Origin of the sequence: uncultured Lamprocystis sp. (genome assembly GCF_903933125.1) — a bacterium.
Taxonomy (GTDB): Bacteria; Pseudomonadota; Gammaproteobacteria; order Chromatiales; family Chromatiaceae; genus Thiodictyon.
Window position 1 is genome coordinate 1 of sequence record NZ_CAIZIZ010000058.1, and the last position, 13,470, is coordinate 13,470.

The 13,470-nt window shown below is 60.2% G+C and carries 10 protein-coding genes; 3 read left to right on the plus strand and 7 right to left on the minus strand.

Features of this window, described 5'->3' with window-relative positions:
• Positions 1-503 precede the first annotated feature (503 nt).
• Positions 504-683 carry a PLDc N-terminal domain-containing protein gene (locus tag QZY03_RS02560; RefSeq protein WP_020506870.1) on the plus strand — a complete coding sequence of 60 codons (180 nt, stop codon included), beginning with the start codon at positions 504-506 and terminating at the stop codon, positions 681-683.
• A gap of 102 nt (positions 684-785) precedes the next feature.
• Here the strand turns inward: QZY03_RS02560 and dcd are convergent, their stop codons facing one another.
• The 3 genes from dcd to QZY03_RS02570 are packed head-to-tail and all read right to left on the minus strand — an operon-like array spanning position 786 to position 3,106.
• Complete coding sequence (gene dcd / locus QZY03_RS31935) at positions 786-1,406, minus strand: dCTP deaminase (protein ID WP_363169183.1); 621 nt, start codon at positions 1,404-1,406, stop codon at positions 786-788.
• On the minus strand, positions 1,406-2,650 hold the full coding sequence (locus QZY03_RS02565) for a hypothetical protein (protein WP_295577995.1): 1,245 nt from the start codon (positions 2,648-2,650) through the stop codon (positions 1,406-1,408). Before QZY03_RS02565 ends, dcd begins: the two co-directional genes overlap by 1 nt.
• Before the next feature lie 21 nt (positions 2,651-2,671).
• Positions 2,672-3,106, minus strand: a complete 435-nt coding sequence (locus tag QZY03_RS02570; RefSeq protein WP_295577997.1) for a hypothetical protein — start codon at positions 3,104-3,106, stop codon at positions 2,672-2,674.
• Between the two features lie 876 nt (positions 3,107-3,982).
• Here QZY03_RS02570 and QZY03_RS02575 point away from each other — a divergent pair.
• Positions 3,983-4,162: a PLDc N-terminal domain-containing protein gene (locus tag QZY03_RS02575; RefSeq protein ID WP_020506870.1), complete on the plus strand. Its 180-nt coding sequence runs from the start codon at positions 3,983-3,985 to the stop codon at positions 4,160-4,162.
• Positions 4,163-4,215: 53 nt separating this feature from the next.
• On the opposite strand, the gene QZY03_RS02580 is transcribed toward QZY03_RS02575, so the two are convergent.
• From QZY03_RS02580 to QZY03_RS02595, 4 genes are read right to left on the minus strand one after another with little or no spacing between them, the layout of a single operon-like run.
• Positions 4,216-4,569, minus strand: coding sequence for a response regulator (locus QZY03_RS02580; RefSeq protein WP_295577999.1), 354 nt, complete (start codon positions 4,567-4,569; stop codon positions 4,216-4,218).
• Between the two features lie 51 nt (positions 4,570-4,620).
• On the minus strand, positions 4,621-7,131 hold the full coding sequence (locus QZY03_RS02585; RefSeq protein ID WP_295578002.1) for an EAL domain-containing protein: 2,511 nt from the start codon (positions 7,129-7,131) through the stop codon (positions 4,621-4,623).
• Positions 7,131-9,173, minus strand: coding sequence for a transporter substrate-binding domain-containing protein (locus QZY03_RS02590; RefSeq protein ID WP_295578005.1), 2,043 nt, complete (start codon positions 9,171-9,173; stop codon positions 7,131-7,133). The genes QZY03_RS02585 and QZY03_RS02590 overlap by 1 nt, the downstream gene beginning before the upstream one ends.
• Complete coding sequence (locus tag QZY03_RS02595) at positions 9,170-12,319, minus strand: CHASE domain-containing protein (protein ID WP_295578007.1); 3,150 nt, start codon at positions 12,317-12,319, stop codon at positions 9,170-9,172. Before QZY03_RS02595 ends, QZY03_RS02590 begins: the two co-directional genes overlap by 4 nt.
• Before the next feature lie 536 nt (positions 12,320-12,855).
• On the opposite strand from QZY03_RS02595, the gene QZY03_RS02600 reads away from it, so the two are divergent.
• Complete coding sequence (locus QZY03_RS02600) at positions 12,856-13,161, plus strand: DUF2934 domain-containing protein (protein WP_295578010.1); 306 nt, start codon at positions 12,856-12,858, stop codon at positions 13,159-13,161.
• Positions 13,162-13,470: the final 309 nt, after the last annotated feature.

A 13,470-nucleotide genomic window follows, 5' to 3' on the forward strand; every position in this document is an offset into this window, starting at 1 on the left:
ACGGTAGGGCGACGCGCCCGGCCCCATCGCGGCGGGACGCCGCTCCCACATTGTCGCGGCGCGACTTTCACGGTAAAGCCGCGAGCTCTAGTGCGCGAAGCCCGTGATCTGGCCGGAACGATGATCAACGCCCGGCACGGCGAGCGTGAGCGATCGGCGTCTAACGCGATCACCGGATGTAGAGGGGAGTTTCAAACCCGCCGCTACGCCAAGGCCATGTCCGGACGTCAGGTGCGAAGGCTATAATCCCGTGACGCCTGATCGCACCCCGAAAAAAGGGAGTTCTCACACAAAGACACAAAGATCACAAAGATTTCAACGCGCTGCGCCGGTCGCGCGGCCCCCCAGTCGCGTTGATCGGACCAACGCTTCCAATACCCTGTTTTTCTTTGTGTTCTTTGTGCCTTTGTGTGAGCGATTCCGGATTGCGGATCACCCGATGATCCACTGCGACAAACCCGCTCCGCTCGCCAGTCCGTGCGGGGCCTCACTGGAGACTTGAAATGAGCATCGAAGTCAGCGGCCTGCTCGGGCTGCTTCATTTGATCCTGACCGTCTACGCCATGGTCAAGATCGTGCAAAGCAACGCGGGGACGGGCTCCAAGGTCATCTGGATCGTCCTGGTCCTGCTGCTGCCGGTCCTCGGGCTGATCCTGTGGCTGCTGTTCGGGCCGAAGGGTTGAGCCGCTACCCAGCTTCAATCAGTGCTACCGCGCAGAGAGGAGAGGCAGCTTATGTCACCACTTTGCGCGGCAATGTGTTCGGTAAAAGCAGCGAACAGTTGATCACGTTCTTGACTGAAACAGTTTCTCCGCAAACTCGTCCGACGATATCGCTCCAAGTTGGGGTTGGCGCTGCCCCACAAAACGGCTGCCTTCGGCGGCATTTACTGTCCCATCAAGCTGATACAAGAAAATCTGACAAATCTTAGTACCTGGCTTTATAGCAATCGGAACGTCACCAACATTAGTCACCTCAAGGGTAAGGCAGCCGCTGTAGCCTGGGTGTACGCCGGGAGCCGTTTCAATGATGAGGCCGCGTCTCCCCCAAGATGACTTTCCTGTCACCATTCCGGCTAAGTAGAAAGGTAGCCGTATCCATTCCAGCGTAACCGCCAATACGAAAGAGTGAGGATGAAGTATAAACTGACTGCCGAAAGGTATATAATGGGCCTGAGTTATACTGTGCTCGGTAGGCGCTAGCCGATCCCTATCGTAAACATCCAGAAGTGGATGGCGACTGGCGCGTTCGGTGCGAAACCAAGTTCCTAGTCGAAGATCGACTGATGCGCTTGAGTCGCCGTGAATTCTCCTGGTATCCGGCTTAGGGGTAATAACTAAAGGATCTGACTCATTGTTCTCACAGTCGTCTATGAGGTGGGCAATAGTGGAGGATCGTAGCAACATTACTCGATTCCTTGAATCTGATTGATTTCCAGGACTTCGATGCTCTTGAAAATCAGATCATTAAGCATTTGCTCACAGCGCTTGGGATTAGTGTAGACTGATGGGTATCTATGGCTCCAACCCGGCATTGCGTTACGTGAGAAATTCCAAGCCGCGTTGATTATGTTAGTGAGAGATTGTGGCGAAATTGCCGGCACACCCATCGAAAACGATTTTTCTATTCGTTCAGTCTCTGCGAATGAGTGAGCAAGCAACCCCTTGTCATTTAAGAGAGATGCGGCGTCTCTGCACAGCTGCTCAATCAGTTGCTTGGTTGTGGCGTCGCTAATAGATAGCAAGAGCCGGGTCTCAGCATCGGGCGGAGTATCACTGTCCTCAAATAGATTGGCATATGAGTCTGGAAAAACAATACCTTGAGAATCAGATGCTTGGCGTAAAGCTGCGACTCGATCCAGCATGTTTGGATAATGTTCAGCGCGCGACCCAAGTAGTCCTGGAGCAATGAGATAAGCGAACGCGTGAAGATACGATTCTCGAAACAAAAGGAGCCCGATGAAATCGCAAAAAATCTCTTCACATTGAGACATGCTCCAATACCACGACTTGAGCCAGTACTGCTGTCCGATCATATCCGTGAGATTAGTTGGTGCTCCAACAGCAGGGAAGTATTGCTGAAACTCATCCCAGATCACTTTCTCGATATGTTTAACAACTGTTTCTTCAACGACCCGATAGTACTTGTCGTGGAACTTATAGGCACGCCAAATGTTGTGCCCCAACTCATGTCCGGATAAGGGTATTGCTAGACCATTGCCAGATTCAGATACGGGTATGCCAATGAAAACGACTTTGCTAAAACCCAAATCTCCCGGCATATTATAAGTAAAAGGCGAAAAATCCCACTCGGAAGAGATAATTAATTTCGCATCTTCGCCGAGGGCTTTGGAGACAATATTAAGAAAAGGACCGTGCAATTCGAACGAGTTGCGGACATCCATCGAACGCGCTATAAACCCCAGCAAAGGATAAACAGTAAAAATCTTATGCAGTATCTCTTTGCAAATAGTTTTTGTTACTGCTTGATCCGTATCTGGTTGAATCAACCCCAAGGTGTTAACGCGTTCTTGAAGTAAAGTCTCGATGCGATCAAGAACCGGTTTTGAGTGAGAGTGGGGGAAATCCCCCGACTGCAATGCCTCTATGACTAAGAGCACTGCAGCTAATTTCTTGTTTGTGTATTGCACAAGCTCCATAATCGTAGCACGCTACTTCTTATACGGGCTCTCGGATCGGGAGTGTTGCATCATCTGCCGCGTGGTCATCGCTTGTCGCGACAGTTCCAAGCAAAACCGCTTCAAGATCTCCAAGAGATCTTCTTTTGTGGGGGCTGACGCCATTTGGATAGCTACTTCCGATGCCTTTTGCGCAATATCCTGTATCGAATTTAGATGGCAGTTGTAAGATTCAGCAATGGCTCTTTGAAATACGTCCACGCTGACGGGATCCATGAAGTGTTTAGGCTGTGTTGAATGATCTAAATGGGAAGTGGAGTTTCGCAACAAATTAGAAAGCTTCTGCAAATTGGGCGTTGCTGCGCCTCTTCCATGGATAACGTTATCCACCTCTAAAGCAGCAGTTGCGGCAATAAATGGAAGCTCTGGATCTGTTACCCGAAACACTGAGGAAGGGGTGTTAGCCATCTTGTTCGACCGTTGTTGGCGAAAGCCGTGTTGCTTGTTATTAACACAAACGCATCAACGTTTCCCGCAGCACATCAAGAAGGGGGCGGCACCGTCAGACAGTAAGCCCGCTCTACCTCCTCCCGTCATAAACGAGGAAAACGTCAAGGTTTGCCGCTCGGCGCTGCAATGCGCCTTTTGTTGGTCTTTTGCTCGATACCTAGCAGCCTATCGGACTTGCGCTGATAACGCATTGATAAACTGATGTTTCGCCGCCTTTCGGGAACGCTATCATATCGAGAAACATCAATCTGTTACGCTGCAAGTCCGACAAACTGCTAGCCGAACAATCTGCTCCGCCACTTCGGTGCGACTCTTACCATAGCGTTGCACAAGGACAAAGTCGTCCAGATACTCGATGACTATCGGAGTGGTTCGAATCCGAACCTCCGAGGTCTCGATTTTGTTCGGCGAGCGCGACATAACGATAGTCTAACATCGGCACCACTTTCAAGAGGCCGATTAGTGCCTAAGTAGCCACTAAGTACCGTTGATCAAACGGCGTCACCTGGCGCGTCTACGAGCGTTACTTTTTTCGACAACACAGGGTGATGATGATCAACAGAGTGTTCGTAGGTTGGCAGAACCGATAAGCGTCTAACGCTAGAAAGAGCAGTTGCACCACAAAGACACAAAGGACACAAAGGATTTCAATGTGTTGCGTTGAAATGGTGGATCACCAGCCAGGTGAGGCGCATCATGACAATAACCCATTGTCTTTCTTTGTGATCTTTGTGCCTTTGTGTGAGCGATTCCGGATTGCGGATCACCCTGTGATCCACTGCGACAAACCCGCTCCGCTCGCCAGTCCGTGCGGGGCCTCACTGGAGATCTGAGATGAGCATCGAAGTCAGCGGCCTGCTCGGGCTGCTCCATTTGATCCTGACCGTCTACGCCATGGTCAAGATCGTGCAGAGCAACGCGGGGACGGGCTCCAAGGTCATCTGGATCGTCCTGGTCCTGCTGCTGCCGGTCCTCGGACTGATCCTGTGGCTGCTGTTCGGGCCGAAGGGCTGAGCAGTCCCGGTCGCGCCGATCGGACGCCCCGGAGGTCTGAGGCAAGCGCTCAATCAAGGTCGTGCCAGCCACTTCAACAGCGTCCTGAAAAGCGCATCCGGCGCGACCGGTTTGGCAACGTAGTCGTTCATACCGGCAGTAAAGCACTTCGCCTTGTCTTCTGCAAAGGCGTTGGCTGTCAGGGCAAGAATGGGAACCCTGGAGCCGTTCGGCTGCCGCCGTATCCGTCGCGTCGCTTCGAGCCCGTCCATGTTGGGCATCTGTATGTCCATCAGAATCAGGTCGTAGGCATGTCGATCGGCCAGTTCTACCGCTTCGGCACCATCCGCGGCCATATCCGCCAACAAGCCAACGGACTCCAGCAGATCTCTGGCAACCTCCCTGTTGGTCGGCTCATCTTCAACCAACAGGATACCCGGACTTCAAAATGGCCGGATTAATGATCAAGGCCGAGCACGCTAGCCGCCCGACGGAGCACGAGGCGCTTTCAAGAGTTCCCCCATGGCGACAGCGGTTAGCGGTCTGCTGTATAGATAACCCTGCATCTCATCGCAGTGCCGGTCGCGCAGGAAGCCCAATTGTTCCTCAGTCTCCACGCCCTCGGCGATGACCTTGAGGTTCAGTGCGTGGCCCAGCCCGATGATGGCGGTGACGATCTTGTCGCCATCGTCGTCGGGTATATCTTTGATGAATGACTGGTCGATCTTCAGCTTGTCGATGGTAAAACGCTTGAGATAGGACAGTGACGAGTAGCCGGTGCCAAAGTCGTCGATGGCCAATGTCGTCCCGATCTCTTTCAAGAGTTGCAGACTGGCAACAGTATGTTCCGCATCCTGCATGATCACGCTCTCGGTCAGCTCCAGTTCCAGCCACCGTGCCGCCAGCCCTGTTGCCTGCAAGGCCCCGCGCACGATCTCCGGCAGATTGCTCTGCCGGAACTGAAGCGCCGACAGATTGACCGCGATCGGCACGGCCGGCAGCCCGTCCCGCTGCCATTGCGCATTTTGCCGACAGGCCTCGTGCAGCACCCATTCGCCGATCGGAACGATCAAGCCGCTCTCCTCCGCCACGGGAATAAAGGTCCCTGGCGCGACCGGCCCCAACTCCGCGCAGTTCCAGCGCAGCAGGACCTCCATGCCGATGATGCGCCCGCTCCCGATGGCCACTTGCGGTTGATAATGCAGCACGAATTCCTTGAGCTTCAGGGCCCGGCGTAGCGCGTTGTCCAGCTCCCGCTCGCGGGCCATACCGCGATTCATACTCGCCGAGAAGAACATGAAGCGGTCACGCCCGGCCTTCTTGGCACTGTACATGGCGGCATCGGCATGTTGCAGCAGGGTTTCGTAGTCGGCGCCATCGCCGGGATACAGACTGACACCGATGCTGGAGGTGATGGTCAGGGTATGACCCGCCACCTGCATCGGTTCGTCCAGCACGGCGATCAGCCGGCGTGCCGCGGCATGGGCGTCTGGGGGCTCGATGACCTCGTGCAGCACGCAGACGAATTCGTCGCCGCCCAGCCGCCCCAGGCAATCCACCTCTCGCATCGTTGCCCGCAGGCGTTGCGCCACCGTCTCCAGGATCGCGTCGCCCGCGGCGTGGCCCAGCGAATCGTTGACGACCTTGAAGCGGTCCAGATCAATGAACAGGAAGGCCAACTGTTTCTTATTCCGTGCGGCCAGCGCGATCAATTGTTCCACCCGTTGTTCGAGCAGGCGGCGATTAGCCAACCGGGTCAAGGGGTCGTAATGAGCGAGGAACTCGATTTCCTGGGTCGCCGCCTTCGCCTCCGAGATATCGGAAAAGATGGCGATATAGTTGAGCACCTGACCCTGGGTGTCGTGTACCACGGTGATCGACAGCCATTCCGGGTAGATCTCGCCGGTCTTGCGGCGGTTCCAGATCTCGCCTTGCCAGTGCCCGGTGCCCAGCAGCGACTCCCATAATTCTTGATAAAACGCCTGATCATGCCGATCGGACTTGAGCAGTCTTGGGTTCCGGCCGATCACCTCCTCCTGACTGTAACCGGTGAGCTTGGAGAAGGCGCGATTGACGGACAGGATGAGGTTATCCGGATCGGTGATGAAAATCGCCTCGCCGCTGCTCTCGAACACGCGCGCGGCCAGCCGCAAGGAGTGCTCCGCACGACGTTGTGCGGACAGGTCGTGCATCACGGCCCAGGTCTCGGTCGTCCGCCCTTCGGCGTCGCGGCGCCGGATGAGCTGGGCGATGACCGGGACCGCGTGCCCGTCACGATGGCGCAGTTCCACTTCACATTCAGACGTGAAGCCGCGCACCAGTAACTCGTCGCGGATCAGTCGATTGACGCCATCGAGCCAGTCCGGCACCAGCAGGTCACTGAACCGAAAAGACTGCAACTCGTCCGGGCGGGTATAGCCGAGCAGGTCCATGAAGGCCGCGTTGCAGTCGACGATGTGCCCGTCCGTCATCAGCAGACTGGGTCGGTCAGCGGTACCGTTGTTCGCCGCGACCGAGATGGCGATTTGGGAAAGTTGGAACAGCAGACGGTAACGCTCATCCACCTCGCGCAGCGCCGCCTCCGCGCGTATCAGGCGCGCACACTTGTCCAGCGCCGCGGCGAGGATATCCAGATTCAGCGGCTTGGTGACATACTTGTCCACCCCGATGTCGATCGCCTTTTTGAAGTAGCTGGTCTCCTCGAACGCGGTGGTAATGATGATCGGGATCGCCGGGTTCACGGCACGGATGCGCTCTGCCATCTCCAGACCGTTCATCACCGGCATGCGGATGTCGGTGATCACCAGATCCGGCTGGTATTGGGTAAATGCGTCCAGTCCCGCCTGACCATGCGCCGCCAGATGCACCGTCGCCACGCGCCGACGCAAGAACACCGCCAGCTCCTCGCGGATCTCGTCCTCGTCTTCGACATACAGGACCGACAGGGTCCGCAGATGGGCTTGATCGTCTTGGTCGCGATGACTGTTCATCACTGCTCCTGCGGCGCCAGCGGCGTCGCTATGGTGAATTCCGCCCCGGTCTCCCGATTGCACGCGGAGAGCCGCCCGCCCATCCCCTTCTCGATGATCATCTTGGACATGTACAGGCCGATCCCCGTGCCATCCGGTTTGGTGGAAAAATAGGGTTCGAACAGTCGCGCCAACGCAGCTTCGGCAATCCCACCGCCATCGTCGGTGACCCTGACCCGCGCCTGATCGCCGTCACGATCCGCCCGAACGACGATCTGCCCGCCGTCCGGGTGGCGGGCGAGGATGGCGTCCTTGGCATTGCTGAGCAGGTTCAGGATCACCTGTGAATATTCATTCGGGCGGCCCGTGGTGCGCGCCTCCGTGCAGAAGTCGGTCAGGACCGCGATGCCATGCGTCTTGAGGCTCGCTTCCATCAGGGCCAGGGCCGCGCCGACGGGTTGACTCAGGTCGAAGGTCTCGGATGGCTTGTCGGGCCGGAAGAAGTCCCGGAAATCGCTGATGGTGGTCGACATCTTGTCTATCAGCCGGTGGGCATCGGCGATTTTCTGCGCCAGGTACTGCGGCGTCAACTCCTGGTGGCGTTCGGCATCCTGAAGGTTCCCGAGCATAAGGGCCAGGGCGCTCAAGGGTTGGCGCCACTGATGGGCGATGTTGCCGAGCATCTCGCCCATCGCCGCGAGGCGCGCCTGATGGATGAGCAAATGTTCCTGTTCGCGCACCCGCGCCAGTTGCTCGTGCAGCGCCTGGGTCCGGGCTTCTACCAGGGCTTCCAGGTGATGGCGATAGCGGTCGAGCTCGGCCTCGGCCAGGGTGCGCCGGCTGATGTCCTGCACCACCGCCACGAAGTAGTCGGGCATCCCGTCCGCGCGGCGCACACAGGCGGCGCTGATGTCGCACGGCACGACCGATCCGTCCTCGCGGAGGAATCGCTTCTGCATCGAATAGCCGTCGATCTCCCCGGCCAGCACCCGGTCGAACTGGAGCGTATCAGGGAGGACGTCGTCGGGATGGGTCATCTCCAGCCAGGTGCTGCGGATGAGCGCCTCGCGCGAGCGCCCGAGGATGGCGCAGAGACGGTCGTTCACCTCGATCCAGCCCTTGTCGAGCGAGGTGATCGCAATGCCGATCAGCGGCAGGTCGAAAACGATGCGGAAGCGTTGCAGTGCCAGGCGCATCCGCTCGCGGCTGCGCCGCAGGCCCAGGCCCCAGGCGGCGAACAGCAGCAGTGCCAGGGCGATCCCGGCGCCGCCCCAGACGAGGTAATGCAGCGGAAACGCCCGCGGCTCGTAAATGCCTAGCCAGCGGTCATAGAGATGCCGGTATTCGCCGCTGGCCTTGACGATGATCAGGCCCTGCTCAAGGCGGTCGCGCAAGGCGGTATCGCCCTTCTTCACGGCGAAGGCATATTCGCGCCGGTATTCGTTCAGAGGCGGCCCGGCCGCGATGGCCCCGGCCAACCCGAGCCGTTGCAGGATCATCGTACCCTGCACCAGCGGTGCCAGCACGGCGTCGTACTGGCCGGAGGCGAGCAGGCGCAGGGCATCCGGCAGTGAGCCGACCACCACCAGTTGGCGGTGGAAGCCGCGCGACTCGAGCGCATGTTGGGCGGCATCCGAGCGCATCACGATGATACGGTGGGGCCGGGCCTCCTCAATGGTGGCGAGGCGCGGACCGCCCGTGCGCACGAAAAAGCCGTCGTAACCGATGGTATGGGTACTGGTGAATTCGAGCTGACCCTCCCGTTCCTTGAGCCGCGCCACCACCGGCAGGGCGTCGAGCCGGCCGGCGAGCAGACCGTTCCAGGCGTCATTCCAGTCGCTGACCCGATAGTCGACTGGAAGGTCCATGATGCGGGCCACCGCGCTGAACAGATCGACCGAAAAACCGATGGCCTTGCCGCTGGAGTCGACATCGGCAAAAGGGGGAAAGCCGATCTCGGAGCCCACCTGCAGGACCGGCGGTGAAGCGGCGGCCAGGACGCATGCCGCCAGCAATGCCAGGCCGGCGAGCAACGGCGCCCAAGGTCGGCGATGACGGGTCATGACGAACCCCGCTGTGCCAGCGACGTCGACACCGTGAATTCCGCGCCGGTGTCCAGATTGCGCGCCGAGAGCCGTCCGCCCATCCCCTTCTCGATGATCATCTTGGACATATACAGGCCGATCCCCATGCCATCCGGTTTGGTGGAAAAATAGGGTTCAAACAGCCGCTCTCGCGCCGCTTCGGCAATCCCGCCGCCATTATCGCTGATCCTGACCCGCGCCCGATCGTCGGCGCGATCCACCCGCACGACGATCTGCCCGCCGTCCGGGTGGTGGGCAAGGATCGCGTCCTTGGCATTGCTGAGCAGGTTCAGGATCACCTGTGAATATTCGTTCAGGCGGCCCCTGGTGCGCGCCTCCTCGCAGAAGTCCGTCACGACCGCGATGCCGTGCGTCTTGAGGCTCGCTTCCATCAGGGTCAGGGCGGCGCTAACGGCTTGGCTCAGGTCGAAGGTCTCGGGTGGCTTGTCGGGACGGAAGAAGTCGCGGAAATCGCTGATGGTGGTCGACATCTTGTCGATCAGCCGGTGGGCATCGGCAATCTTTTGTGCCAGGTACGCCGGTGTCAAGTCCTGATGGCGTTCGGCATCCTGGAGGTTGCCCAGCACCAGGGCCAGGGCGCTGAGGGGTTGGCGCCACTGATGGGCGATGTTGCCGAGCATCTCGCCCATCGCCGCGAGGCGTGCCTGATGGATGAGCAGCTGCTCCTGTTCGCGCACCCGCGCCAGTTGCTCGTTCAGCGCCTGGGTCCGGGTCTCCACCAGGGCTTCCAGGTGATGGCGATGGCGTTCGAGTTCGGCCGCGGTCTGTTTGTGCTCGGTCACGTCGAAAAAGGTCGCCACGATCTGCTGGATCTGCCCACGGTCGTCGCGGACCGGATGGGCCTCGCATTGCACCCAGGTCGGATCGTCGCGGTCGGACCTGAGTATCCCCAGGATCAGATTCTGCAGCGGCGATCCGGACGCCGCCACGCGCTCGACCGGGTACTCGTCGTGTGGCATCGGGGCGCCGTCTTCCCGAATGAAACGCCAGGCCGGATCGACCGCCGCGAGGCCTTGCATCTGCTGCGTGCTCAGACCCAGGAGTTGCGACGCCATGGGATTGGCGAAGCGGATGCGGGTGTCCGCTGCGTGCACCACCACCCCGGCGTGCAGGTTGTCAACCAGGCCCCGGTAATTGCGCTCGCTCTCGCCCAAGGCCGCCTGGGTCTCCAGGCGCCCGATGGCGTCGGCCGCGGTATTGGCGATCGTCCGCAGCAGGTTGAGCATCCAGACCGCGTCCGGCCGGCGGCGCGTATCCGCGAGCGCCAGAGTTCCCAACACCGAGGTTCCGAGCGTCATCGGCACGCACACGAAGGTGACGACACGGAGCGCCCGCAAGGGCGCGAACACGTACTCGGGTCGCGTGTCCGCGGCGGTCTCGACCAGCGCCTCGCCGCGAGTGGCGACCTGGCCGGACAGCGTCTCCCCGACGGGGACACGCAAGGGATCCGCGGCGGTGGGAATGCCCACCGATCCGGCGAAGATCATCTCGGCGTGCGCCACGTCATAGGTCTCCACGGCGACGATCGGGTAGCCGAGCCGGGTCGACAAGAGCGCCGGGAGTGCCTGGCGGAAGTCGTCGGCCGAACCGGACGCGACCGCCAACCCCACCACGGCACTGGCCGTATCGCGCATCAGCGTGCCGCGCACCCGTTCGGTGATGTCGGTCATAGCCCCGTGGTAGGCGACGATGGCCCCCGCGGCGTCGCGCACCGCGGTCGCGCCGGTGCTCACCCAGACGGACTGCCCATCCCGTCGCCGTAACTCGACCTCGTAGTCATGGATTGCTCCGTGCGCCGCTAGATCCTGGGCGAAGACCGCCCGATCACGGGGATTCGCATAGACCTGGGTGCCGATGTCCGAAATGCCGGCAATCAGTGCCCGCGGGCTCTCGTACCCGAGGATGCGGGCACAGGCGGCGTTGGCATCGATGTAACGTCCCTGCGTGGTGGTCCGGTAGATCCCCGCGGGCGAGGTCTCGAAGATATCCCGATACTTGCGTTCCGCCTCAAGCAACTCCTGTTCCGTCTGCCGGCGGGCGGCAAGTTCCGCGGCCAGTCGCAGCGCGTGCAAGCGCGTCTGCGCGAACGCGCCGACCAGCACCGCGAGCAACACACTGATGACGAGTCCACTGCCCGCGACCAGCCAAACCCGAACGTCGGTCCATGCGTGCGCGTGCCCAGGGGGGCTTGACTGCGAAAAACTCAAGGTCCATTGCTGGCCATTGAAGTCGATGGGGATGCGCAACGCGTTCGCCGACGCCGGGGCCGATCCCGCGCGGTCCGCTGCCTGGCTGTCGTAGAGCAGGACCTCCGGTGCGATCCGGTCGCCATCGTAGATGGTGAGACGGATGCGTTTCCCGCCCTCCTGCTCCCAGCCACCCAAGATCCCGCGCATGAGGTCGTTCATCCGGTAGGGGCTGTAGACCCAGCCGATCAGGGCGGCGCGGCGCTGCTCCAGCGTGTCGGTCGGCATCCCGGTGCGATACACCGGGGCATAGATCAAGGTGCCGGCCTGGACATCGGTATCGGTCTCTTGCACCAGTCGGACCTTGCCGGAGAGTGCCGCCACATCCTGATCGCGCGCCCACTCCATCGCGGCGCGGCGCACCGGCTCGGCGAACATGTCGTAACCGAAGGCGTGCAGGTTGCGGCCCGAGAACGGTTCCAAGAAGACGATAGAGGTATAGACGGGGCGCTCACCCTCCGGTGAGATCCGGTAGTCGGGGAATCCCTCGTCACGGACCTTCCGGACATGCTCGGACAGTTGGTCCGGGGGTATCGCCAGCGCGAACCCGAGTCCTTGGACGCCGGGGAGGTTTAGCGAGATCTTGGTCTGTGCCACGTAGTCCCGCCAGTGCGTGCGGTCGATTTCGCCCGACACCCGCAGGAAGGCCGCCGCGTCACGCAGGACCAAGGCGTTGGCATGGAGTCTGGTCTGAATCTTCTGCGCGATCTCGGCGCCAATGGTCGCGAGCCCCTGGCGGTTCAACGACTCGACGACCGAGTGGGTGGCGACAGCGGCCAGGGCGGTCAGTGCCAGCCCGACGGCCAGTGTGACCCAGGCCGGCGAGGTCGGGCGGTATTGAGTGGGAAACCTGAACACTGGTCGACTCCCGGTTCGTCGGACGGCCCCCCCAGATCTGCGCAACTTGGCCGTGCGGTGCCGCAGACCGACTCGCGCCGGGGGCTCGGCGCACGGGTGCCGGTGTCAAGGGACAGCTCCACCGACGGCAGTGCCGACGTTTATCTTCCCTTGGCGGTATTGGGAGTATGCGCCTTTTTCAGAGGTGGCGAGGTTCACAGGCAGCACTGCACGCTCCCGAACGGACACACTTCTGCGTCGTTCGGCGGAGTATGCAGACAGCGGGGACTGACAGCATCAATCCTTCAGCAAAGATAGGGAGTCAGTGACTCCGTCTTGCACGTATAGCCTTCCTACCTGATATCCGGACAGACCCTTGGTGTAGGGGCGGGTTTGAAACCCGCCCCTACGTCCGGCTATCCCGTCAGATGGCTATATCCTGATCAGAACCGGGATAGACAAGCGGTGCGTCATGCGCGTAGAGTCGGCATAGCTGACAGCGCTGCTAGGATAACTGGTGGAATGGAACCCGCGGCAGATAGGTTGTCGGCGAAGCGGTGCTCGCCAAGTCCCGCTACCAACTTCACCCACAGAGAAAAACTCCGATGGCTTCATTGCAGAAAATCGACCGGGCGGCGGACCGCAGCCACAACCGGCATGAGGGCTCCGGGAACGAACAGGTGCCTCAAGTGATCGCTGATCCGACGTCTGACGATGCACTCTCCCAGGCAATCAGCGAGGCTGCCTATTATCGCGCCGAGGCGCGCGGGTTTGAGTCGGGACATGAACTGGAGGACTGGATCGCGGCCGAGGGGCAAGTCGTTCGGGCAAACAACCCTGCCGCCGAGGCAGCGAGGTCTTGAGTTCCGCCTGAGTTGCGCGGACCGGTGCTGTCGCTCACCGTTCGCCAGATGGTTGACGAGACCCAGGGCTGATCGTCAAGGGAGAAACCCAAGGGGGTGTCGACGCTGCGCATCAGCGACAGCACGGACATCGGGGCCTGGAACTTGAAATCCTGTTGCGGCGTACCGCTGATGTCATTCGGGGATGTTCGCTTACCCCCGAGGCGATCAGGGTGATCGATGCCTATCGCATCGCTCATGCGATCCAGAGCCGCTGCCAAGTCATGGAGCAGCAGCCCGTCGCGGCCGTGGGCCGCTCCTACGGTAGGA